The 22918-nt window shown below is 62.5% G+C and carries 21 protein-coding genes; 10 read left to right on the top strand and 11 right to left on the bottom strand.

From position 1 onward, the window contains the following. Positions 1-53 precede the first annotated feature (53 nt). The 4 genes from QRN46_RS20145 to QRN46_RS20130 all read right to left on the bottom strand — a co-directional run bounded on the left by QRN46_RS20145 (position 54) and on the right by QRN46_RS20130 (position 3688). Complete coding sequence (locus tag QRN46_RS20145; protein WP_011332839.1) at positions 54-1229, bottom strand: M20 aminoacylase family protein; 1176 nt, start codon at positions 1227-1229, stop codon at positions 54-56. Between the two features lie 143 nt (positions 1230-1372). After that, positions 1373-1675, bottom strand: a complete 303-nt coding sequence (locus QRN46_RS20140; RefSeq protein WP_011332838.1) for a hypothetical protein — start codon at positions 1673-1675, stop codon at positions 1373-1375. Further along, complete coding sequence (locus QRN46_RS20135; RefSeq protein ID WP_285356766.1) at positions 1672-2751, bottom strand: serine hydrolase domain-containing protein; 1080 nt, start codon at positions 2749-2751, stop codon at positions 1672-1674. Before QRN46_RS20135 ends, QRN46_RS20140 begins: the two co-directional genes overlap by 4 nt. A 31-nt stretch (positions 2752-2782) precedes the next feature. Continuing rightward, a complete protein-coding gene (locus QRN46_RS20130; protein ID WP_221615153.1) occupies positions 2783-3688 on the bottom strand; it encodes an acyl-CoA dehydrogenase middle domain-containing protein in 906 nt (301 codons plus the stop codon). 153 nt (positions 3689-3841) lie between these two features. Here QRN46_RS20130 and olsB point away from each other — a divergent pair, with 153 nt between their 5' ends. Together olsB and QRN46_RS20120 are read left to right on the top strand one after the other, a co-directional pair. Then, positions 3842-4597: an L-ornithine N(alpha)-acyltransferase gene (gene olsB / locus QRN46_RS20125; RefSeq protein ID WP_007957877.1), complete on the top strand. Its 756-nt coding sequence runs from the start codon at positions 3842-3844 to the stop codon at positions 4595-4597. Then, entirely contained in the window at positions 4597-5391 is a 795-nt protein-coding gene (locus QRN46_RS20120) for a lysophospholipid acyltransferase family protein (protein ID WP_221615152.1), read from the top strand. The genes olsB and QRN46_RS20120 overlap by 1 nt, the downstream gene beginning before the upstream one ends. 14 nt (positions 5392-5405) lie before the next feature. Here QRN46_RS20120 and QRN46_RS20115 read toward each other — a convergent pair whose 3' ends face one another. Continuing rightward, complete coding sequence (locus QRN46_RS20115; RefSeq protein ID WP_011332834.1) at positions 5406-5978, bottom strand: acyl carrier protein phosphodiesterase; 573 nt, start codon at positions 5976-5978, stop codon at positions 5406-5408. A 171-nt stretch (positions 5979-6149) separates the two neighbouring features. Between QRN46_RS20115 and QRN46_RS20110 the strand changes: the two genes are divergently transcribed. From QRN46_RS20110 to QRN46_RS20100, 3 genes are read left to right on the top strand one after another with little or no spacing between them, the layout of a single operon-like run. Next, on the top strand, positions 6150-6452 hold the full coding sequence (locus QRN46_RS20110; protein WP_007957866.1) for an ArsR/SmtB family transcription factor: 303 nt from the start codon (positions 6150-6152) through the stop codon (positions 6450-6452). Positions 6453-6485: 33 nt separating this feature from the next. Further along, on the top strand, positions 6486-7649 hold the full coding sequence (locus QRN46_RS20105) for an MFS transporter (RefSeq protein ID WP_011332833.1): 1164 nt from the start codon (positions 6486-6488) through the stop codon (positions 7647-7649). 32 nt (positions 7650-7681) lie between these two features. Beyond that, positions 7682-8731, top strand: a complete 1050-nt coding sequence (locus QRN46_RS20100; protein WP_011332832.1) for an alkene reductase — start codon at positions 7682-7684, stop codon at positions 8729-8731. A 249-nt stretch (positions 8732-8980) separates the two neighbouring features. On the opposite strand, the gene emhR is transcribed toward QRN46_RS20100, so the two are convergent. Beyond that, on the bottom strand, positions 8981-9613 hold the full coding sequence (gene emhR / locus QRN46_RS20095; protein ID WP_007957850.1) for an efflux system transcriptional repressor EmhR: 633 nt from the start codon (positions 9611-9613) through the stop codon (positions 8981-8983). Between the two features lie 266 nt (positions 9614-9879). On the opposite strand from emhR, the gene emhA reads away from it, so the two are divergent. From emhA to QRN46_RS20070, 5 genes are all read left to right on the top strand, one after another. Continuing rightward, positions 9880-11037, top strand: coding sequence for an efflux RND transporter periplasmic adaptor subunit EmhA (emhA, locus tag QRN46_RS20090; protein WP_011332830.1), 1158 nt, complete (start codon positions 9880-9882; stop codon positions 11035-11037). 3 nt (positions 11038-11040) lie between these two features. Next, on the top strand, positions 11041-14205 hold the full coding sequence (emhB, locus tag QRN46_RS20085; protein ID WP_285356758.1) for an efflux RND transporter permease subunit EmhB: 3165 nt from the start codon (positions 11041-11043) through the stop codon (positions 14203-14205). Next, entirely contained in the window at positions 14202-15662 is a 1461-nt protein-coding gene (gene emhC, locus QRN46_RS20080) for an efflux RND transporter outer membrane subunit EmhC (RefSeq protein WP_011332828.1), read from the top strand. Before emhB ends, emhC begins: the two co-directional genes overlap by 4 nt. 289 nt (positions 15663-15951) lie before the next feature. After that, positions 15952-17211, top strand: coding sequence for an OprD family porin (locus tag QRN46_RS20075; protein WP_285356756.1), 1260 nt, complete (start codon positions 15952-15954; stop codon positions 17209-17211). 167 nt (positions 17212-17378) lie between these two features. Then, complete coding sequence (locus tag QRN46_RS20070; protein ID WP_285356754.1) at positions 17379-18194, top strand: methyltransferase domain-containing protein; 816 nt, start codon at positions 17379-17381, stop codon at positions 18192-18194. Between the two features lie 51 nt (positions 18195-18245). Here QRN46_RS20070 and pcaC read toward each other — a convergent pair whose 3' ends face one another. The 5 genes from pcaC to pcaG all read right to left on the bottom strand — a co-directional run bounded on the left by pcaC (position 18246) and on the right by pcaG (position 22918). Beyond that, entirely contained in the window at positions 18246-18638 is a 393-nt protein-coding gene (gene pcaC, locus QRN46_RS20065; protein WP_011332825.1) for a 4-carboxymuconolactone decarboxylase, read from the bottom strand. Between the two features lie 10 nt (positions 18639-18648). After that, positions 18649-19440, bottom strand: coding sequence for a 3-oxoadipate enol-lactonase (pcaD, locus tag QRN46_RS20060; protein WP_011332824.1), 792 nt, complete (start codon positions 19438-19440; stop codon positions 18649-18651). A 12-nt stretch (positions 19441-19452) separates the two neighbouring features. After that, positions 19453-20817 carry a 3-carboxy-cis,cis-muconate cycloisomerase gene (locus tag QRN46_RS20055; protein ID WP_285356751.1) on the bottom strand — a complete coding sequence of 455 codons (1365 nt, stop codon included), beginning with the start codon at positions 20815-20817 and terminating at the stop codon, positions 19453-19455. A gap of 46 nt (positions 20818-20863) precedes the next feature. After that, entirely contained in the window at positions 20864-22159 is a 1296-nt protein-coding gene (locus tag QRN46_RS20050) for an MFS family transporter (RefSeq protein ID WP_041475161.1), read from the bottom strand. A gap of 192 nt (positions 22160-22351) precedes the next feature. Further along, positions 22352-22918, bottom strand: a complete 567-nt coding sequence (gene pcaG / locus QRN46_RS20045) for a protocatechuate 3,4-dioxygenase subunit alpha (RefSeq protein ID WP_011332821.1) — start codon at positions 22916-22918, stop codon at positions 22352-22354.

Below are 22918 nucleotides of genomic sequence, written 5' to 3'. Positions count from 1 at the left end.
ACCACGCAGGCGCGTGCGCACCTGCGTTCCAGCGGCAGCAAAAAGTGAAGAAATCAGGCCGGCTTGAGCCAGCTCTCGGTGAGCGCGCCCCAATACGCCGCGCCGGTCAGCAGGATGTCATCGTTGAAGTCGTAGGCCGGGTTATGCACCATCGGCCGCGCCACGCCGTTGCCGATGAACAGGTACGCGCCGGGGCAGCGCTGGAGCATCCAGGCGAAGTCTTCGCTGCCCATCAGTTTCGGAGTGTTGCCATCGACGGCGTCGGTACCGACCAGTTCGACGCCGACCTGACGGGCGAACTCGGTTTCGGCGGCGTGGTTGACCAGCACCGGGTAGGCCGGGCGGTGTTCGATGGTCGAGGTGCAGCCGAAGCTCTCGGCCTGCGCTTCGATGATCGAGCGTACGCGGTCCAGTGTCTGAACACGGACTTCGGCATTCAACGCACGCAAGCTCAGGCGCAGGATCGCCTGTTGCGGAATCACGTTCGCCGCTTCGCCGGCCTGCAATGCGCCGACCGTTACCACCGCCGCCTGCTGCGCATCGATGTTGCGCGCGACCACGGTTTGCAAAGCCATCACCACACTGGCCGCAGCGACCAGCGGATCCACCGCCAGATGCGGCATCGAGCCGTGGCCGCCGACGCCTTCAATCGTCACTGTGAGCAAGTCCTGCGAAGCCATCATCGGCCCTTCGCGAAAGCCCAGATGACCCGCTGGCAGGCCCGGCATGTTGTGCATGCCGAACAGCGCATCGCACGGAAAACGTTCGAGCAGGCCATCGGCGAGCATCGCTTCCGCCCCGCCCTGGCCCTCTTCGGCGGGCTGAAAAATCAGCGTCAGGGTGCCGTCGAACTGACGGGTCGCGGCCAGATAACGCGCCGCACCGAGCAACATCGCGGTGTGCCCGTCGTGGCCGCAGGCGTGCATGCAGCCTTGATGCCGGCTGCTGTAGGCGACACCGGTATTTTCGATGATCGGCAGCGCATCCATGTCGGCCCGCAGCCCGAGTTTGCGTGTGCTGCTGCCGTTGCGCAGCACGCCGACCACGCCGGTCTTGCCGACGCCGGTGTGGACTTCATAGCCCCACTCTTCGAGCGACCTGGCGACCAGCGCCGAGGTGCGGCTTTCTTCGAAACCGAGTTCAGGGTGGGCGTGAATGTCCTGGCGGGTGGCGTGCAGGTCGCTGGCCACATCGTTGAGCCAGGCCAGAATGTGCTGATGTCGGGGCATGACGGATCTCCTCGCGCGGGTGTTCCCGGTCTTGTTGTTCGGTGTTGTTTCACGACACGTGAACGGCAGGTCGTGCTCACCGCCAGATAACCGCGAGACACGCGAGAGGACAATCGAATGTGGTTCCACAGGGTGGAACCGGATCAGGGTTGCAGGCGACAGCCCTGGCGTTCACCTTGCCACTGGGCGCTGTTGCTGCGTCCCAGGCCGCTGGCAGTGACGATTTTTTGCGTGCGGTCATCGGTCAGTTCGCTGGGCAGCCACTGCTTCACGTAGCCCCGGCAATATTCGGCGTCGTTGTTCATGACGTAGCGGCACGAACAATATTCCTTGGCGGTGTAGGCGCTGATGATGTCGGGGAAGGCCCACAGGTTTTCGCGCTCGTGCCAACCCCAGCCCAGCAACACGACCAACATCACCAGCAGGATGCGTCTGAACCGTTTCATGGCCGCACCGCCCCGAGCACGCGCTTGAGCAATTCGTTGTGGCGATAGCTGCCGTCGCGGTCATCGGCGTAGCGCACGATCACCAGTTTTTCGCTCGGGATCACGTACAGCGCCTGGCCCCAGTGGCCGAGGGCGGCGAAGGTGTCGGGCGGTGCGTCGGGCCATGGGGAGGCGGCGCCATCCGCCGGGCGATTGAGCCACCAGTGGCCGCCGGGCACGGCTTCGTCCTGATTCGCCTTGTAGCCGGCGAAGGGTTGGCGGTTGAAGGCGACCCAGTCTTTGGGCAACAACTGCCGGTCGTTCCAGCGTCCGTCACGTTCCATCAGCAGGCCGATTCGCGCCAGATCCCGGGCCGTCATATAGGCATAGGAAGAGGCGACGAAAGTGCCGGTGGCGTCGGTTTCCCACGTGGCATGGCGGATGCCCAAGGGTTCGAAAAGCGCAGTCCACGGATAGTCCGGATAACGTTGCGGACCGACGACGGTTTTCAGCGCGGAGGCCAACAGATTGCTGTCGCCGCTGGAATAGCGGAACGCCTGACCCGCCGGCGCGTAGCTGTCGTGATCGGCGGTGAAGGCGGCCATGTCGCGGTGGCCACGGGTGTAGAGCATCGCCACCACCGAGGATTTCAATGGGGCGTATTCGTAGTCTTCCTGCCAGTCGATGCCCGAGGCCCAGTGCAGCAGATCCTTGAGGGTGATGGCCGGGTGCTTTTCCAGCGCCGGGTAGAACGTTGCCGCCGCGTCATCGAGCTTGAACAGGCCTTCGCCGTACGCCACGCCGAGCACCGTGGCCATCAGGCTTTTGCTGATCGACCAGGTCAGGTGCGGGGTGTCGGCGGTGGTCGCGGCGGCGTAGCGTTCGTAGATGAGCTGGCCGTCACGGATCACCAGCAAGGCGTCGGTGCGAATGCCTTTTCGGGTGCTGTCATCGCGGGTCGGGAAGGCGTAGGCCTCCAATGCATCGACGGCCGGGCTGGTGAGTTTCGGGCCGGTCGGCCATTGCTCGCCCGGCCATTGTTCGGCCTGAACCGTGAAGCTGATCAGCAGCAGAAACAGGGACAGGCCTTTGAACATGACGAGGGCTCTGGGAATGAACCTGAGAAGACTAGCCGGCGTTCATGACAGATGTGTTTTGGTTTGCCCCCAAAGCCTTGGCCAGGCGTTTGGCCCGCGCACCCGCCGCCAGTTGCATGACCGATTGATCGCGCTGCCACATCGTCGCCCACTCAGGATTACCGTCACGCAGGGCCTGATCGACCTCCGCGTCAAGCCCGTCGAACTGCGCAAACAATCCGCCGAGCAACACATGCCCGGCAGGGTTGTTCGGCGGCTGGCGACTGACTTCCGCGCAACCGGCCAACAGCGCCAGCAAGCGCAATTGCAACGGCTGCGGCCAGCCGCTGTCCTGACCGACGCCGTACAGCCACGCGGTCATTGCGCTCAACACGTATACGTCTTCAAGGGTGCGGAACGGTTTGACGTAAGCATCCCAACCGTCCCCGGCGAGCAACTCGCACAACGCATCGTCGAGATGCAGCCGACCATGGCTGATGTCCGGCATCAACGGCAGCGCCGGGAGTTTTTCCACCCGCACGCCGGGTTCGCCGGGATACACCACCGCCAGACTCAGGCGCGGTGATTCGTCGGGTTGCTCACTGCGCGCGGCGATAAGCAGCCAGTCCGCCGCGTCGCCAGCGGTGACGAAATCCTTTCGCCCGGTGAGGCGCAGATCCGTGAGCCGGGTCTGCATGTCCGCCGGGCGCAGGCTGCGCTGCTCGGTCGCACACAACGCGCCCAGGCTCGGCGGCGCGCTCGGCCAGAGCATGCGCAGCGCCGCCTGATAACCCACCAGAAACGCCAGCCCCGGCGTCGCCATTCGCCGCCCTCCCGCCACCGCCAGTTCGAACGGCGTGACGCTGCCCAGTTGCTGCAGCAACGTGGCGAAGCCCTCCGCCAGGTCGACAACGGCGGGCAGGCGTTCGCGGCATTCAAGCAGGGTCGACCAGGTCATCAGAGGCTCCTCGTGGGCTGTCATATAAGCATCACCAAACATTCATGGCGATGACACCGGGGCTACATAGCCTGACTTTGCACAACACGGCTGCATAAAGAAAGTCGATCGGCTGCAACCCATGACGGGTTCAAGGCCCGTACGGAGATTCACATGACTCAGATCGCCCGCATCAGCGACACCGGCAATGAACGCCGCCTGCAAGCCGAACGCCTGATCGGCGCCGAGGCCTTGCAGCAAGCCCAGGCCTTGCGCTTCAACGTGTTCAGCGGCGAGTTCAACGCCAAGCTGAATGGCGCGGAGCTGGGTCTGGACATGGATGACTATGATGTTCACTGCAGCCACATCGGCGTGCGTGACCTGAACACCGGCCGCCTGGTGGCGACCACCCGTTTGCTCGATCACACCGCCGCCAGCAGCCTGGGCAAGTTCTACAGCGAAGAAGAATTCAGCCTGCACGGCCTCGCCGGTCTGCAAGGCCCGATCCTGGAAATCGGCCGCACCTGCGTCGACCCGGCCTACCGCAACGGCGGCACCATCGCCGTGCTGTGGGGCGAACTGGCCGAAGTCCTGAATCAGGGCGGCTACAGCTACCTGATGGGTTGCGCGAGCATCCCGATGCAGGACGGCGGTGTACAGGCCCACGCGATCATGCAGCGTCTGCGCGAACGTTATCTGTGCACCGAACACCTGCGCGCCGAGCCGAAGAATCCGCTGCCGAGCCTCGACATTCCGTCGAACGTGATCGCCGAAATGCCGCCGCTGCTCAAGGCCTACATGCGCCTGGGCGCGAAGATCTGCGGCGAGCCGTGCTGGGACGAAGATTTCCAGGTCGCCGACGTGTTCATCCTGCTCAAGCGCGACGAACTCTGCCCGCGCTACGCCAAGCACTTCAAGGCGGCCGTGTGATGAGCCGGCTGCGGGTGTACGCGCGGATCGCGCGAGTGCTGCTGGTGGTGACGCTGGGCTTGAGCATGGCCAGTGTTTTCGGGGTTTTCGAACGTCTGGGGCTGGCCCATTCGATGGAGCGTCGGCAGCGCTGGTCGCGGTTTTTCATGGCGCGCCTGAGCAATGCCCTGCCCTTTCGCGTGACCGTGCATGGCGAGCTTCCGAAACAGCCGATGCTGTGGGTCAGCAACCATGTGTCGTGGACCGACATTCCGCTGCTCGGGATGCTCACGCCGCTGTCGTTTCTGTCCAAGGCCGAAGTGCGCACCTGGCCGGTGGCCGGTTGGCTCGCGGCGAAGGCCGGCAGTCTGTTCATCCGTCGCGGTTCGGGCGACAGCCAGTTGATCCGCAAGCAAATGACCCGTCACCTGCAAACCGATCATCCGCTGCTGATGTTCCCCGAAGGCACCACCACCGATGGCCGTTCGCTGCGTACCTTTCACGGTCGCCTGCTGTCGGCGGCGATTGATTCCGAGGTGAAACTGCAACCGGTGGCGATCCGTTATCTGCGCGACGGCAAGATCGATTCGCTGGCACCGTTCATTGGTGACGATGATCTGCTGTCGCACCTGATGCGCCTGTTCAGCAACGATTGCGGCGATGTCGAGATTCATCTGCTCAAACCGATTGCCTGCCAGGGCCGGGAACGCGCGGCGCTGGCGTTCGAGGCACAACAGGCGGTGCAGAAAGCCTTGTTCGGCGATGTGCTCAAACCGGTCGAAGCGCAACACGCCCGCGATCTGATCGCCGCCTGATCGGCGACGTCTGCCTACAGCTGCCGGCCGGCAAAGTCCTGCAGCTGTGGGTAGAACAAGCGGAAGTCTTCGCTCAACGGTTCATACAACCGCCGCAACTCCTCCATCGCCCCCGCCAGTTCTTCGGGCCGGGTCAGGCGTCGGGAGATGCCGCGCAACACCTGCTCCAGCACTTCGAACTCCTGATACGAGCCCAACCAGTCATTGGCCACCATGTGCGGGGCGATCCTCGCCAGGCGCTCGGGCAATTGCCGCTCGCTGGACAGCACGCGGTAAACGTCGGTGGTGAATTGGCCCAACGGACGGTCGGCGTACAGCGTCCAGTCCCGCGCCAGGCAATGGTCGAAAAACACATCGAGGACGATGCCCGCGTAACGGCGGCGGGTCGTGGAAAACCGCGCCAGTGAGGCATCCACCAGCGGGTGGCGATCGGTGAACACGTCGATCTGTCGATGCAGGGCAATCGCCGCCTCGATCTCCGGGTCGAACTGCCCTTGCAGCCGCCCTTTGACGAAATCGCCATACAGACTGCCGAGCAGTTGACCGGGGCGCTGGCCACCGAGGTGTAAATGTGCGAGATAGTTCATGGGCGCAGCTTAGCACCGCGCCCGCGTTTGTTTACACCTCACATATCGTTATAACCCGATATACCGATTTATGCGGTCATCAGATCAAATTCATATTGGTGTATCGCGAAGTACCGATATAAAGTTCGCCTCATCGCGATATAGCGCTACACACATCACGAGCACCCAGCCATGAACATTGACCTCGACGAAATAATAAAAGCCCTGGCACACCCAGTACGGCGAGACATCCTCAACTGGCTGAAAGACCCGAAAGCCCAGTTTCCGGAACAGATCCACAACCACGAGTACGGCATCTGCGCCGGGCAGATCGATCAACGCTGCGGCCTGTCGCAATCGACCGTCTCCGCCCACCTGGCCACCCTGCAACGGGCCGGGCTGATCAGCAGTCAGAAAGCCGGCCAGTGGCACTTTTTCAAACGCAACGAGGACGTGATCCAGGCGTTCCTCAGCACCCTCAGCAAAGAGCTCTGACCCTTAACGTCAGCCAGCCAAAAGGATCCAACGATGCCCCTCTCGCTTCTCATACTCGCCTTGAGCGCCTTCGCCATCGGCACCACCGAGTTCGTCATCATGGGCCTGCTGCCCAATGTGGCGGCTGACCTCGGTGTGTCGATCCCCGGTGCCGGCTGGCTGGTGACCGGCTACGCCCTGGGCGTGGCGATTGGTGCGCCGTTCATGGCAATGGCCACTGCAAAACTGCCGCGCAAGGCTGCACTGGTTACGCTGATGGGCATCTTCATTATCGGCAACCTGCTCTGCGCCATCGCCACTGATTACAACGTGCTGATGTTCGCTCGAGTGGTTACCGCCCTGTGTCACGGCGCGTTCTTCGGCATCGGTTCGGTGGTCGCGGCCAACCTGGTGGCGCCGAACAAACGCGCCTCGGCCGTGGCCCTGATGTTCACCGGCCTGACCCTGGCCAACGTGCTGGGCGTACCGCTGGGCACCGCGCTCGGTCAGGAAGCCGGCTGGCGCTCGACCTTCTGGGCAGTGACCGTGATCGGTGTGATCGCGCTGATCGGACTGATCCGCTTCCTGCCGGCCAAGCGTGACGAAGAAAAACTCGACATGCGCGCCGAACTGGCCGCGCTCAAGGGCGCCGGGATCTGGCTGTCGCTGAGCATGACCGCGCTGTTCGCCGCCTCGGTGTTCACGTTGTTCACCTACGTCGCACCGCTGCTGGGCGATGTCACCGGTGTTTCGCCCCGTGGCGTGACCTGGACCCTGATGCTCATCGGCCTGGGCCTGACTGTCGGCAACATCATCGGCGGCAAACTGGCCGACAAGGGCCTGGCCGCGACGCTGATCGGCGTGTTCATCGCCATGGCCGTGACCTCCACCGTCCTGACCTGGACCAGCATCGCGCTGATCCCGACCGAGATCACCCTGTTCCTCTGGGCCACCGCGTGTTTCGCCGCGGTGCCGGCCCTGCAAGTGAACGTCGTGACCTACGGCCAGGCCGCACCGAACCTGGTGTCGACCCTGAACATCGGCGCCTTCAACGTCGGCAATGCCCTCGGCGCCTGGGTCGGCGGCAGCGTCATCGCCCACGGCTACGGCCTGACCAGCGTGCCTCTCGCCGCTGCAGCGCTTGCGGTTCTCGCGCTGCTGGTGACCCTGATCACATTCCGCCAGAACGGCAATCCCGAGCTGGCCACCGCTAACTGATTCACTCACTTACCTCACGAGGGTTGTATCTCATGGCAACAATTTTCGATCCGATCAAACTGGGCGACCTCGAGCTGTCCAACCGCATCATCATGGCGCCGCTGACCCGTTGCCGCGCCGACGAAGGCCGCGTACCGAACGCGCTGATGGCCGAGTACTACGTACAACGCGCCTCGGCCGGCCTGATCCTCAGCGAAGCCACCTCGGTCACCCCGATGGGCGTCGGCTACCCGGACACCCCGGGCATCTGGTCCAACGACCAGGTGCGCGGCTGGACCAATGTGACCAAGGCCGTTCACGCCGCCGGCGGCAAGATCGTCCTGCAACTGTGGCACGTCGGCCGGATCTCCCACCCGTCGTACCTGAACGGCGAAACGCCGGTTGCACCGAGCGCCATCCAGCCAAAAGGCCATGTCAGCCTGGTTCGCCCGCTGGCCGACTATCCAACCCCGCGTGCGCTGGAAACCGCTGAAATCGCCGACATCGTCGACGCCTACCGCGTGGGTGCGGAAAACGCCAAGGCAGCCGGTTTCGACGGCGTGGAAATCCACGGCGCCAACGGTTACCTGCTCGACCAGTTCCTGCAAAGCAGCACCAACCAGCGCACCGACAACTACGGCGGCTCCCTGGAAAACCGTGCACGCCTGCTGCTGGAAGTGACCGACGCGGCCATCGAAGTCTGGGGCGCCGGCCGTGTCGGCGTACACCTGGCACCACGCGCCGACTCCCATGACATGGGCGACGACAACCTGGCCGAAACCTTCACCTACGTCGCCCGCGAGCTGGGCAAGCGTGGCATCGCCTTCATCTGCTCCCGCGAGAAAGAGGGCGCCGACAGCCTCGGCCCACAACTGAAAGAAGCCTTCGGCGGCGCGTACATCGCCAACGAGCGTTTCACCAAGGACAGCGCCAACGCGTGGCTGGCCGAGGGCAAGGCTGACGCCGTGGCATTCGGCATCCCGTTCATTGCCAACCCGGACCTGCCGGCCCGTCTGAAGGCCGATGCGCCGCTGAACGAGCCGCACCCGGAAACCTTCTACGGCAAAGGTGCGGTCGGTTACCTCGACTACCCGACCCTGTAAGCCACACCGCAGAAACACAAAAGCCCCCGACTCGTGAGAATCGGGGGCTTTTTATTGGTCGCCGGACGGGTGACTCGCTCACATTCCTTCACAGGCTCGACACAAAATCCCTACAAAATACGTAGCTCGCTACATATCAACCCGCGCCGCAGAGGTATATAAAAGCATCCCATTGCAGCGGGGCGAGTGAACAGGGATCTTCACCCTCCTCCGTCATTGACACAAACTGATCCAACAACGAATTTTGTTTCATTTGCGCAGGCTGGGGCTCAGGCGCAGCATGTCCAGCCCGGTATCGACCCAGCGTTCGGCCTCGGCGTACAGCTCGAAGCTGTCCGGCGCCAATAGCCATCCATAAAGGAGGCCGTCGATATAGGCGTGAATGCTGATGGCTGCCCGGGCAGTGTCGAGGTCTGCCGGCAACTGCCCACGATTGACCGCATTACTCAGTGTCAGCGCGATCCGCACATTGCAATCGAGGCTGGCGGTCCGGCGCTGCTGGCGCAGGTCGCACATTTCATCGGTGAACTCGCACTTATGAAACAGAATTTCGTTGATACGCCGGGTCTTCGGATCCAGCGCAACTTGATGAAACAAATGAATCAGCAATTTGCGCATGCAACCCAGCGGATCGGGTTCGTCCTCGCTTTCGCTGGCCTTGGCCAGTTCGTCCAGCGGCTCATGCAGGGTATCGAGCATGGCCTGCAGCAGATCGGCCTTGTTGCTGAAGTGCCAGTAGATCGCACCGCGCGTCACCCCGGCCAAGGTAGCGATGTCCGACAGGGTCGTGCGGGCCACGCCCCGCTCATAGAAGGCTTTCTCGGCCGCTTCGAGAATCTGGCTGCGCGTTTCCTGAGCTTCCTCTTTGGTACGACGAACCATGGCAGTAAAACCTCAAACAGGATGTTTCAGGGATGGCTGAATATCCGCTGAATAAAAAAGGGTTGATCTCTCGCGGATCGGATCCCCGGCCTACAATTTCAGACCTTGCGGCGACTTTTGTAACAGGGTGGATACGACGCCAAGGTGTTTACAAACAACCATGAACGTAAGTATATTCATTAGCAAGCTACTTATCCACCCGGTAACCCTTTTTTACCCTTCCACACTTCTTGTGCGCTTTTCGCGCGCCTGACCCGAGGATCTTCATGCAATTCAAGCCAGCTGTTACCGCTCTGGTCACTGCCGTCGCCCTGGCATCGCTGCTCAGCGGATGTAAAAAGGAAGAGGCGGCTCCCGCCGCACCACCTCCTCAGGTCGGCGTCGTCACCCTGCAACCACAAGCCTTTACCCTGACTTCCGAATTGCCGGGCCGCACCAGCGCGTTCCGCATCGCCGAAGTTCGTCCGCAGGTCAACGGCATCATTCTCAAGCGTCTGTTCAAGGAAGGCGGCGATGTCAAAGCCGGCCAGCAGCTGTATCAGATCGATCCGTCGGTCTATGAAGCGACCCTGAAAAGCGCCGAAGCCAACCTGCGTTCGACCAAGTCGATCTCCGACCGCTACAAGCAACTGGTCGACGAGCAGGCCGTCAGCCGTCAGGAATACGACACCGCCGTGGCCAACCGCCTGCAATCGGAAGCGTCGTTGCAGACCGCACAGATCAACGTGCGCTACACCAAGGTCTACGCACCGATCTCCGGTCGTATTGGCCGCTCTTCGGTGACCGAAGGCGCGCTGGTCAGCAACGGACAGGCCGATGCGATGGCCGTGATCCAGCAACTGGACCCGATCTACGTCGACGTCACCCAGTCCTCGGTCGAGTTGCTGGAGCTGCGCCGCGAACTGGAAAGCGGTCGTCTGCAGAAGGCCGGCGACAACGCCGCTGCGGTCAAGCTGACCCTCGAAGACGGCAGCCAGTACAAGCTCGACGGTAAGCTGGAATTCTCCGAAGTGTCGGTCGATCAGACCACCGGTTCCGTGACCCTGCGCGCCGTGTTCCCGAACCCGGATCACACTCTGCTGCCGGGCATGTTCGTCCACGCGCAGTTGCAGGCCGGTGTGAACAGCGCCGCGATCCTCGCGCCGCAGCAAGGCGTGACCCGCGACCTCAAAGGCACCCCGACCGCACTGGTCGTCGGCCCGGACAACAAGGTCGAACTGCGTCAGCTCAAGGCCAGCCGTACTGTCGGCAGCCAGTGGCTGATCGAGGACGGCCTGAAGGCCGGCGATCGCCTGATCACCGAAGGGCTGCAATTCGTCAAACCGGGTGTTGAGGTCAAACCGACCGAAGCGACCAACGTCGGCAACAAGAACCCGGCCCCCGCTCAGGCAGCTGACAAAGCCGCCGGCGGCAAAGGGGAGTAATCCATGTCAAAATTTTTCATCGACCGTCCGATTTTCGCCTGGGTAATTGCCCTGGTGATCATGCTGGTCGGGGCACTTTCGATCCTGAAACTGCCGATCAACCAGTACCCGAGCATTGCGCCACCGGCCATTGCGATCTCCGTGACCTACCCGGGTGCTTCGGCACAGACGGTTCAGGACACCGTGGTGCAAGTGATCGAGCAGCAGCTCAACGGTATCGACAACCTGCGTTATGTGTCCTCGGAAAGTAACTCCGACGGCAGCATGACCATCACCGCGACCTTCGAGCAAGGCACCAACTCCGACACCGCGCAGGTCCAGGTCCAGAACAAGCTGAACCTGGCCACCCCGCTGCTGCCGCAGGAAGTGCAGCAACAGGGTATCCGCGTGACCAAGGCAGTGAAGAACTTCCTGCTGGTGATCGGCGTGGTGTCGCGTGACGGCAGCATGACCAAGGACGACCTGTCCAACTACATCGTGTCGAACATGCAGGACCCGATCTCGCGGACCGCCGGTGTCGGTGACTTCCAGGTCTTCGGTGCCCAGTACGCGATGCGCATCTGGCTCGACCCGGCCAAGTTGAACAACTTCAACCTGACCCCGGTCGACGTGAAAACCGCGATTGCGGCGCAGAACGTCCAGGTGTCGTCCGGTCAGCTCGGTGGCTTGCCTGCCGTGCAGGGCCAGCAGCTGAACGCCACGATCATCGGCAAGACCCGTCTGCAGACCGCCGAGCAGTTCAAAGAGATTCTGCTCAAGGTCAACAAGGATGGCTCTCAGGTCCGTCTGAAAGACGTGGCCGACGTCGGCCTGGGTGGCGAGAACTATGCGATCAGCGCCCAGTTCAACGGCAGCCCGGCGTCCGGTCTGGCGGTAAAACTGGCCAACGGCGCCAACGCCCTCGACACCGCCAAGGCACTGCGCAAGACGATTGACGACCTCAAGCCGTTCTTCCCGCAAGGCATGGAAGTGGTGTTCCCGTACGACACCACCCCGGTGGTGACCGAGTCGATCAAAGGCGTGGTTCACACCCTGGTCGAAGCGATTGCGCTGGTGTTCCTGGTGATGTTCCTGTTCCTGCAGAACTTCCGCGCCACCGTCATCACCACGATGACCGTGCCAGTGGTATTGCTCGGTACGTTCGGCATCCTCGCGGCGGCCGGCTTCAGCATCAACACCCTGACCATGTTCGGCATGGTGCTGGCCATCGGTTTGCTGGTGGACGACGCCATCGTTGTGGTGGAAAACGTCGAGCGGGTGATGAGCGAAGAAGGCTTGTCACCGAAGGAAGCGACCAAGAAATCCATGGGCCAGATCCAGGGCGCCCTGGTCGGTATCGCCCTGGTGCTGTCGGCGGTATTGCTACCGATGGCATTCTTTGGCGGCTCCACCGGTGTGATCTACAAGCAGTTCTCGATCACCATCGTGTCGGCCATGGCGCTGTCGGTACTGGTTGCACTGATCTTCACCCCGGCGCTGTGCGCCACCATGCTCAAGGCGGTTCCACACGGCGAACACGGCACCCCGAAAAAAGGCTTCTTCGGCTGGTTCAACCGTGGTTTCGACCGCAGCGTCAAAAGCTACGAGCGCGGCGTCGGCAACATCCTGCGCCACAAGGCCCCGTACCTGCTGGCTTACCTGATCATCTTCGTCGGCATGATCTGGCTGTTCCTGCGTATTCCATCGTCCTTCCTGCCGGAAGAAGACCAGGGCGTACTGTTCGCCCAGGTGCAGACCCCGGCCGGTTCGAGTGCCCAGCGCACTCAAGTGGTGGTGGATGAAATGCGTGAGTTCCTGCTGCGTCCGACCAAGGATGGCGGTGAAGGCGACGCCGTAGCGTCGGTGTTCACCGTGACCGGCTTCAACTTCGCCGGCCGTGGCCAGAGCTCGGGCATGGCGTTCATCATGCTCAAGCCGTGGCACGAGCGGAACGCCGACAACAGCGTGTTCAAACTCGCCGCCCGCGCCCAGCAGCACTTCTTCACCTTCCGCGATGCAATGGTGTTCGCCTTCGCCCCGCCGGCCGTACTGGAGTTGGGTAACGCCACCGGTTTCGACGTGTTCCTGCAGGACCGTGCCGGTATCGGTCACGAGCAACTGATGGCCGCGCGTAACCAGTTCCTGGGCATGGCCGCGCAAAGCAAAGTGCTGTCGCAGGTGCGTCCGAACGGTCTGAACGACGAACCACAGTTCCAGTTGGAAATCGACGACGAGAAGGCCAGTGCTCTGGGCATCACCATCTCCGACATCAACAACACCCTGTCGATTGCGCTGGGCAGTAGCTACGTCAACGACTTCATCGACCGTGGTCGGGTGAAGAAGGTGTACGTACAGGGCCAGCCGGACTCGCGCATGAGCCCGGAAGACCTCAAGAAATGGTATGTGCGTAACGCCAGCGGCACCATGGTTCCGTTCTCCGCATTCGCCAAGGGGGAGTGGATCTACGGCTCGCCAAAACTGTCGCGTTACAACGGCGTGGAAGCAGTCGAGATTCTCGGTGCCCCGGCGCCTGGCTATTCCACCGGTGAAGCCATGGCCGAGGTCGAGGCGATTGCTGCCAAACTGCCGAAGGGTGTCGGTATTTCCTGGACCGGTCTGTCCTATGAAGAGCGTCTGGCAGGTTCGCAGGCGCCGGCACTGTTCGCGCTGTCGCTATTGATGGTGTTCCTGTGTCTGGCGGCTCTCTACGAGAGCTGGTCGATTCCGATCGCCGTCGTGCTCGTCGTACCGCTGGGGATCATCGGGGCATTGCTGGCGACCAGTCTGCGCGGTCTGTCCAACGACGTGTACTTCCTGGTGGGTCTGTTGACGACCATTGGTCTGGCGGCGAAAAACGCCATTCTGATCGTCGAATTCGCCAAGGAACTGCACGAACAGGGCAGCAGTCTGCGCGATGCCGCCATCGAGGCTTGCCGCATGCGTCTGCGTCCGATCATCATGACGTCCCTGGCGTTCATCCTCGGCGTGGTGCCTCTGGCAATTTCCACCGGGGCAGGTTCGGGCAGCCAGCACGCAATCGGCACCGTGGTGATTGGCGGTATGATCACTGCCACCGTTCTGGCGATATTCTGGGTTCCACTGTTCTTCGTCACTGTGTCGTCCATGGGTCAGCGCAAAAACGCCGGCAAGGATGACGCCATAGAAACTCCTAAAGAGGCTGGCCAATGAGCAAGTCGCTACTCTCCATCGCAGTCGCCGCCTTCGTGCTGAGCGGTTGCTCGCTGATACCGGATTATCAGCAGCCGGAAGCACCGGTGGCCGCGCAGTTCCCGCAGGGCCCGGCGTACTCGCCGGCCCAGGCACCGGCGCAGGCCGCTGCCGAGCAGGGCTGGAAACAGTTTTTCCATGACCCGGCCCTGCAACAGCTGATCCAGGTCGCCCTGGAAAACAATCGCGACCTGCGTGTCGCGGCGCTGAACATCGACGCCTATGCGGCTCAATACCGCATCCAGCGCGCCGACCTGTTCCCGGCCGTGTCGGCCAATGCCAGCGGCAGCCGTCAGCGGGTTCCGGCCCGTGCGTCGCAGACCGGTGAAGCGGCCATCAGCAGTTCCTACTCCGCTACCGTCGGCATCAGCGCCTACGAACTCGACCTGTTCGGTCGGGTTCGCAGCCTGAGCGAACAAGCGCTGCAACAATACTTCGCCACCGAAGAAGCGCGCCGCAGCACCCAGATCAGCCTGGTGGCCAGCGTGGCCAACGCCTACCTGACCTGGCAGGCCGACAAGGAACTGCTCAAGCTGACGCAGGACACCCTCGGTGCCTTCGAGGAAAGCTACAAGCTGACCAGTCGCAGCAACGAAGTCGGTGTGGCCTCGGCGCTGGACCTGGCGCAGTCGCGTACCTCGGTGGAAAACGCCCGGGCACAACTGGCGCGTTATACCCGCCAGGTCGCCCAGGACGAAAACAGCCTGACCCTGCTGCTGGGCACCGGCATCCCGGCCAACCTGCAAGCGGCCAAGCCGCTGTCGGATGACCTGCTGGCCGACGTACCGGCCGGTCTGCCGTCGGATCTGCTGCAACGTCGTCCGGACATCCTGCAGGCCGAGTACAACCTGAAGGCCGCCAACGCCAACATCGGCGCGGCCCGTGCAGCGTTCTTCCCGAGCATCAGCCTGACCGCCAACGCGGGCAGCCTGAGCCCGGACCTGTCCGGCCTGTTCAAGGGCGGTTCGGGTACGTGGCTGTTCCAGCCGCAGATCAACCTGCCGATCTTCAACGCCGGCAGCCTGCGTGCAAGCCTCGACTACGCCAAGATCCAGAAGGACATTGGCGTGGCGAACTACGAGAAGTCCATTCAAACGGCCTTCCAGGAAGTCGCCGACGGCCTGGCCGCACGCCAGACCTACACCGAGCAGTTGCAGGCCCAGCGTGATTTCGTTCAGGCCAACCAGGATTACTACCGCCTGGCCGAGCGTCGCTATCGCATTGGCGTCGATAGCAACCTGACCTTCCTCGATGCCCAGCGTCAGCTGTTCAGCGCACAACAATCGCTGATCACCGACCGCCTCGCGCAGCTGACCAGTGCGGTCAACCTGTACAAGGCCCTGGGCGGTGGCTGGAATGCGCAGACCGCGCAGAACGAGCCGCTCAAAGAAGAAGCGCCGAAGATGAAGCTGTTCTGATCATCTGCTGAATACAAGAAGCCCACCGTTTGGTGGGCTTTTTGTTGCCTGCGAATCTTGCGTTCGATAATCGCCCGAATTCCACTTTCGCCGATTGAATCGCCTCGCCCGCGCCCCGCACCATTCGAGCCACAAAACCAATAACAACAGGTTCGACACCATGCTCCCGCGCCCTGCTCCACCCGGCTGATCGCCGCCGCTCGCCCCCTGATTCCATTGAATTCCTGCGCCTCAGAAAACGGCCGCAGCGCTCCCGTTCGCCCCAAAAAAACAAGAGAGACCCGAGCCCATGACAACCTCCCCTGCGCCCTACGCACTTCCCGGTCTGATCGCCCTCGCCCTGGCCGGCATCGCGCTGCCCGCTGCGGCTGAAGAAGCCGGTTTTATCGACGGGGCCAAGGTCAACCTGAACCTGCGCAACTTCTACATCAATCGCAACTTCACCAACCCGACCAAGGCTCAGGGCAAGGCTGAAGAGTGGACGCAGAACTTCATCCTCGACGCCAAATCCGGTTTCACCCAAGGCACCGTCGGGTTCGGTCTGGATGTGCTGGGGTTGTACTCGGTGAAGCTCGATGGCGGCAAAGGCACCGGCGGCACGCAATTGTTGCCGCTGGATCATGACGGACGCCCGGCGGACAACTTCGGCCGCACCAACGTCGCGTTCAAGGCAAAACTGTCGCAAACCGAAGTGAAGGTCGGCGAGTGGATGCCGGTGTTGCCGATCCTGCGCTCGGACGACGGCCGCTCCCTGCCGCAGACCTTTCGCGGCGGCCAGATCACCTCGAAGGAAATCGATGGCCTGACCCTTTACGGCGGCCAGTTCCGCGCCAACAGCCCGCGCGACGACAGCAGCATGAGCGACATGTCGATGACCGGCAAAGCCGCGTTCACCTCGGATCGCTTCAACTTCCAGGGCGGCGAATACGTGTTCAACGACAAGCGCACCCAGATCGGCCTGTGGAACGCCGAACTCAAGGACATCTACAGCCAGCAATACGTCAACCTGATCCACAGCCAGCCGCTCGGCGACTGGACCCTGGGCGCCAACCTCGGCTTCTTCTATGGCAAGGACGACGGCAGTGCCCGCGCCGGCGACCTCGATAACAAGACCTGGTCGGGGATGTTCTCGGCAAAATACGGTGGCCACACCTTCTACGTCGGCCTGCAGAAACTCACCGGCGACAGCGCCTGGATGCGCGTCAACGGTACCAGCGGCGGCACGTTGGCCAACGACAGCTACAACGCCAGTTACGACAACGCGCAGGAACGCTCCTGGCAGGTGCGTCACGACTACAACTTCGTTGCCCTGGGCATCCCCGGCCTGACCCTGATGAACCGTTACATCAGTGGCGACAACGTGCACACAGGCACCATCACCGACGGCAAGGAATGGGGCCGCGAATCGGAACTGGGCTACACCGTGCAGAGCGGTGCGCTGAAGAACCTGAACGTCAGATGGCGCAACTCGACCATGCGCCGCGACTTCAGCAACAACGAGTTCGACGAGAACCGCCTGATCGTCAGCTATCCGATCAGTTTGCTCTAAGCCGCCTGTCCGAATGGCTGGCGTTACGCCAGCCATCATTTAAAGTGGAAAAACCTGAAGGACTCAGGTGCTCCACCCTCTTCGCTTCCGTTATCTGTTGATGTAGGTCCCCAAGACTTGGCCAGGTTGTCATCGGAAGACCCTGCTGATCACCGGAGGACGACCTCATGATCACCCGACTCAAACCGGCTCCCGTCGACAAAGACTGGGACGCCCGGGCGTACCAGCAGTTTTCCCGTCTCAGGCAACAACCGGTCGATGAATTGCTCGGCCGTGTCGACCTGCACAATCCTCAGCGCATTTATGACCTCGGTTGCGGCACCGGGATTGCCACCAAGGTTCTGGCCGATCGCTGGCCGCAGGCAGATATCAAAGGCATCGACAGTTCGAAAGACATGCTTGAGGTCGCCCGTTGCCTGCCGATCAAGGCGCGCTGGCAACACGCCGAGCTGCAACACTGGAAACCCCGCAAGCCGGCCGACCTGTTGTTCGCCGCGGCCGTGCTGCATTTCATCGATGACCATCGAACGCTGTTGCCGGGACTGCTTCGCCACCTCAACCCCGGCGGGTGCCTCGCCGCGCACATGCCGGACTGGCGTGATGCGCTGTGGTATCGGCTGATGCTCGGCACCCTCAACGATGCCGGCCCCTGCGGCCGCCCCATCGGCACTGCGCAATTGCGCCAGCGCATGGCCGCGCGGACGTTGTTGTCGCTGGAGGATTACTACCGGCTGCTGGCTCCGCGGACCCAGTCGCTGGATATCTGGGAAACCGAGCAGTTGCAGGTCGTGCGCGGAAGCTCACCGATTTATGACTGGGTGAAGGTGTCGGCGCTGCGGCCGGTGATGCAGGGACTGACGTCAGAGGAACAGGCACGCTTCATTTATCACTACCTGAGGCGGGTGCATGCGCACTATCCGCAGGAGGAAAACGGCCATACGTTGTTTGCGTTCAAGCGGATTTTCATTGTTGCCAAGGTATGAAGTTCAAAGGATCGCAGCCTTCAACAGGCTGCGACCCCTCGAATTCGACGATTACTCGCGGGATTCGGTACCCAGCTCATCCCACACCGACTCGGCCAGATGAAAGGTCGCATTCGCCGCCGGAATCCCGCAGTAGATCGCACTCTGCATGATCACTTCCTTGATCTCGCCTCGGCTCACGCCATTGTTCGCCGCTGCGCGAAGGTGCAACTTCAGTTCACCTTCGCGGTTCATGCCGATCAGCATGGCGATGGTGATCAGGCTGCGGGTATGGCGTGGCAGGCCCGGGCGGGTCCAGATGTCGCCCCAGGCGTGACGGGTGATCATCTCCTGGAACTCCGAGTTGAACTCGGTCAGCGTGGTCAGGCTGCGATCGACGTGAGCGTCGCCGAGCACCGCGCGGCGCACTTGCATGCCGTCGTCGTAACGTTGTTTCTCGTCCACGGAAATCCCCTCAATCAGCCAGCAAAAAGGTCAGCACGCGGTCGCTGAACGCGTCGCCGGCCTGAACGTTGGAAAGGTGCGCCGCATAAAACTCGGCGTACTCGGCGCCACGCACATGTTCCTGAATGAAATGCCCGCCGGACGGTGGCGTCACCGCATCTTCGGTACCGGCAATCACCAGCAGCGGCGCCTTGATCGACGACAACTGCTCACGGAAATCCGCATCGCGCACCGCCGCGCAGTTGGCGGCGTAACCTTCAGGATTGGTCGCTGCCAGCATGTCGGTGATCTGCTTCGCTGCGGCCGGATTGGCGGCAGAAAAGTCCGGGGTAAACCAGCGGGCAATCGATGCATCGCGCAACGCGACCATTGCCGCCGGGCCGTCGCGCAGCACGGTTTCGATGCGCGGATTCCACACCGACGGATCGCCGATTTTCGCCGCCGTGTTGCAGACGATCAGTTTGTTCAAACGCTGGCCGGCGTTGATCCCCAGCCACTGGCCGATCAACCCGCCCATCGACAGACCACAGAAATGTGCGCGTTCGATGTGCAGCGCATCCAGCAGCGCCAGCACGTCGCGGCCCAGTTGCTCGATGCTGTAAGGGCCCGGCGTCACCAGCGACTGGCCATGCCCGCGCGTGTCGAAACGCAGCACCCGAAAATGTTCGGTGAAGGCCGGCATCTGCACGTCCCACATGTGCAGGTCGGTGCCCAGCGAGTTGGACAGCACCAGCACCGGCGCATCGACCGGGCTTTCCAATGAGTAATGCAGTTCGCCATCGGCGAGTTGAACGAAAGCCACAGCCCTCTCCTTTCAGTCAGACAATGCGTTGTGTTCGGCTACTGCCCGCTCGACCCAGACCTGCGCCTGACCGAGGTAGTGGGCGGGATCCAGCAGATGATCCAGTTCGCTTGCGCTCAGTTCGGCGGTCACCTGCGGCTCGTCACCGAGAACCGCACGCAGGTGACGCTGTTCGGCCACCGCTCGTTTGCAGCATTGCTCGAGCAGATGATGCGCGGTATCACGACCGACCCGTTGCGCGAGCACGATGCTCACCGCTTCGGCCAGCACCAGGCCTTGAGTCAACTCCAGGTTGCGGGCCATGCGCGCGGCATCGACTTCCAGACCATCGGCCAGCAGCCGCGCCTGTTGCAGTGCGCCCGACACCAGGCAGCAGATTTCCGGCAGGGTTTCCCATTCGGCGTGCCACAGACCAAGGCTGCGCTCGTGTTCCTGGGGCATGGCGCTGAACAGCGTCGACACCAGCCCCGGCACGCGGGTGGCGGCGCCGATCAGCACCGCCGCGCCCACCGGATTGCGCTTGTGCGGCATGGTCGAGGAACCGCCCTTGCCCGGCGCCGACGGCTCGAACACTTCCGCCGCTTCGGTCTGCATCAACAGGCTGATGTCGCGGCCGAACTTGCCGAGGCTGCCGGCGATCAGACCGAGCACCGCGCCGAACTCGACGATGCGATCACGCTGGGTGTGCCAGGGTTGTTCCGGCAAGGTCAGGTGCAGTTCTTCGGCCAGCGCCTGGGCGATCGGCAACGCCTGTTCGCCGAGCGCCGCGAGGGTGCCGGACGCGCCGCCGAATTGCAGCACCAGCAGCCGTGGCTTGAGCTCGCGCAGACGCTGACGGCTGCGCGTGATCGCACCGAGCCAACCGGCGATCTTCATGCCGAGCGTCACCGGCGTCGCATGTTGCAGCCAGGTACGTCCGGCCAGCGGCGTCGCGGCGTGGCGCAGCGCCTGAATGGCGAGGGCGTCGGCCAGTTGCGCCAACGCCCCTTCGATCAACTCCAGCGCCTGACGCATTTGCAGCACCAGCCCGGAATCCATCACGTCCTGGCTGGTGGCGCCCAGATGCACATAGCGCTCGGCTTCGGCATCGGTCGCGGCAATCTGTTTGCCCAATGCCTTGACCAGTGGAATCGCCGAATTGCCGGCCGTGGCAATCGCCTCGCCCAGCGCTGCGAAATCAAACAGCCCGGCGCGGCAGGCGTTTTCGATGGCCGCGACAGCATCCGCCGGAATCAAGCCGACCCGCGCCTCGGCCCGGGCCAGCGCCGCTTCGAAGTCGAGCATCGCCTGCACCCGGCCCTGATCGCAGAACACTTCGCGCATGTCGCGGGCAGTAAAGTAGGCATCGAACAATTGATTGCCCGGTCGCTGAGTCATAAACAGTCCTTGCCGGCGCGGGCCGGTGTGGCCCGCGCGCATCGGTTTAAAGGTCGTGGTGCAAATACTTCGCTTCTTTGGGCAAGCGCAGGCTGAACAGGAATGCCACGGCCATCATGATCGTGACATACCAGTAGAACGCGTTTTCCATGCCGCCAGCCTTGAGGCTCAGGGCCACGTATTCGGCCGACCCGCCGAAGATCGCGTTAGCCACCGCGTAGGCCAGGCCGACGCCGAGGGCGCGGACTTCCGGCGGGAACATCTCGGCTTTCACCAGACCGCTGATCGAGGTGTAGAAACTGACGATCGCCAGCGCCAGGGTGATCAGCACAAAGGCCAGGAACGGACTGCCGACACTTTTCAGGCTGAGCAGGATCGGCACTGTGAACAACGTGCCGAGGCCGCCGAACCAGAGCATCGAGTTACGCCGGCCGATCTTGTCGGCGAGCATGCCGAACAGCGGCTGCATGCACATGTACAGGAACAGCGCGCCGGTCATGATGTAGCTGGCGGTCTTGGCGTGCATGCCGGCGGTGTTCACCAGGTACTTCTGCATGTACGTGGTGAAGGTGTAGAAAATCAGCGAGCCGCCGGCGGTGTAGCCCAGCACGGTGATGAACGCAGCCTTGTGGTCGCGGAACAGTGCGCGGATGCTGCCGGCGTCCTTGTTCTCGCGCATTTCCTTGCTCGTGGTTTCTTTCAGCGAGCGACGCAGGAACAGCGAAATCAGCGCGGCGGCCGCACCGACCACGAACGGAATCCGCCAGCCGTAGGCACGCAATTCTTCTTCGGTGAGGAACTGTTGCAGGATCACCACGAGCAGCACCGCCAGCAGTTGCCCGCCGATCAGGGTCACGTACTGGAACGAGGCGAAGAACCCGCGCTGGCCCTTGAGCGCGACTTCGCTCATGTAGGTCGCGGTGGTGCCGTACTCACCGCCCACCGACAGGCCTTGCAGCAGACGCGCGAACAACAGCAACAGCGGCGCCCAGACGCCGATGTCCTTGTAAGTCGGCAGACAGGCGATCAGCAACGAGCCGAAGCACATCATCAGGATCGAGATCAGCATCGAGTTCTTGCGCCCGTGCTTGTCTGCGACCCGGCCGAAAATCCAGCCGCCGATCGGTCGCATCAGAAACCCGGCGGCGAAAACGCCAGCGGTGTTGACCAGCTGCACCGTGGGGTTGTCCGAGGGAAAAAACGCCGGGGCGAAGTAGATCGCGCAGAAAGCGTAGACGTAGAAGTCGAACCATTCGACGAGGTTGCCGGACGAGGCACCGACAATGGCAAAGATGCGCTTGCTGCGCTCTTCGCCGGTGTAATGGGAGGTGGTGGTTGTCATTATTTTTTCACTCGATAGGGACAGTGACAGTCTAGACATACTTCGCAACAGTCCCGTTCCGCAGATACTCAAGCGCTGCAAATCCCTGTGGGAGCGGGCTTGCCCGCGAAAGCGGTGGGTCAGCCAACATCAATGGCGACTGACAGGCCCTCTTCGCGAGCAAGCCCGCTCCCACAAGGGATGTGGTGATCTTCAGTAATCGAAGAACACCGTCTCGGCATCAGTGCCCTGCAGGATCACATTCCACTGATAGACACCCGCCGCATCCGGCTTCGCCAGCAACGTATCGCGGCGCTCGGCCGGTACGCATTCGAGCAGTGGATCGTTGACGTTCGCCGGATCGCCCTCGAAATAAATCCGCGTCAGCAAGTGCTTCACCAACCCGCGCGCAAACACCAGCACCACCAGATGCGGCGCCTGGGTCGTGCCTTTCAGGCCTTCGACCGTGCCCGGTTTGATCGTGGTGAAACGGAAGCGCCCATCGGCATCTACCGGCACCCGGCCGAAGCCTTCGAAATTCGGATCGAGCGGCTTGGCCTGCTCGTCTTCAGGGTGATCGTATTTGCCGGCAGCGTTGGCCTGCCAGACTTCGAGCATGGCGTCGTTGACGACATCGCCGTTTCCATCCACCACTTGCCCGGTGATCGCCACACGCTGGCCGAGGGTCAGTTCGTTGGCGAGGTTTTCACGGTTCAGCCAGGTCAGGCCGATGTGGTAATACGGCCCGACGGTGTGGGACGTGGTCGCAGTCAGGGTCAT

Origin of the sequence: Pseudomonas sp. lyk4-R2A-10 (genome assembly GCF_030209075.1) — a bacterium.
Classification (GTDB): Bacteria; Pseudomonadota; Gammaproteobacteria; order Pseudomonadales; family Pseudomonadaceae; genus Aquipseudomonas; species Aquipseudomonas glycinae.
This window is presented reverse-complemented; position numbering and strand designations above follow the sequence as displayed.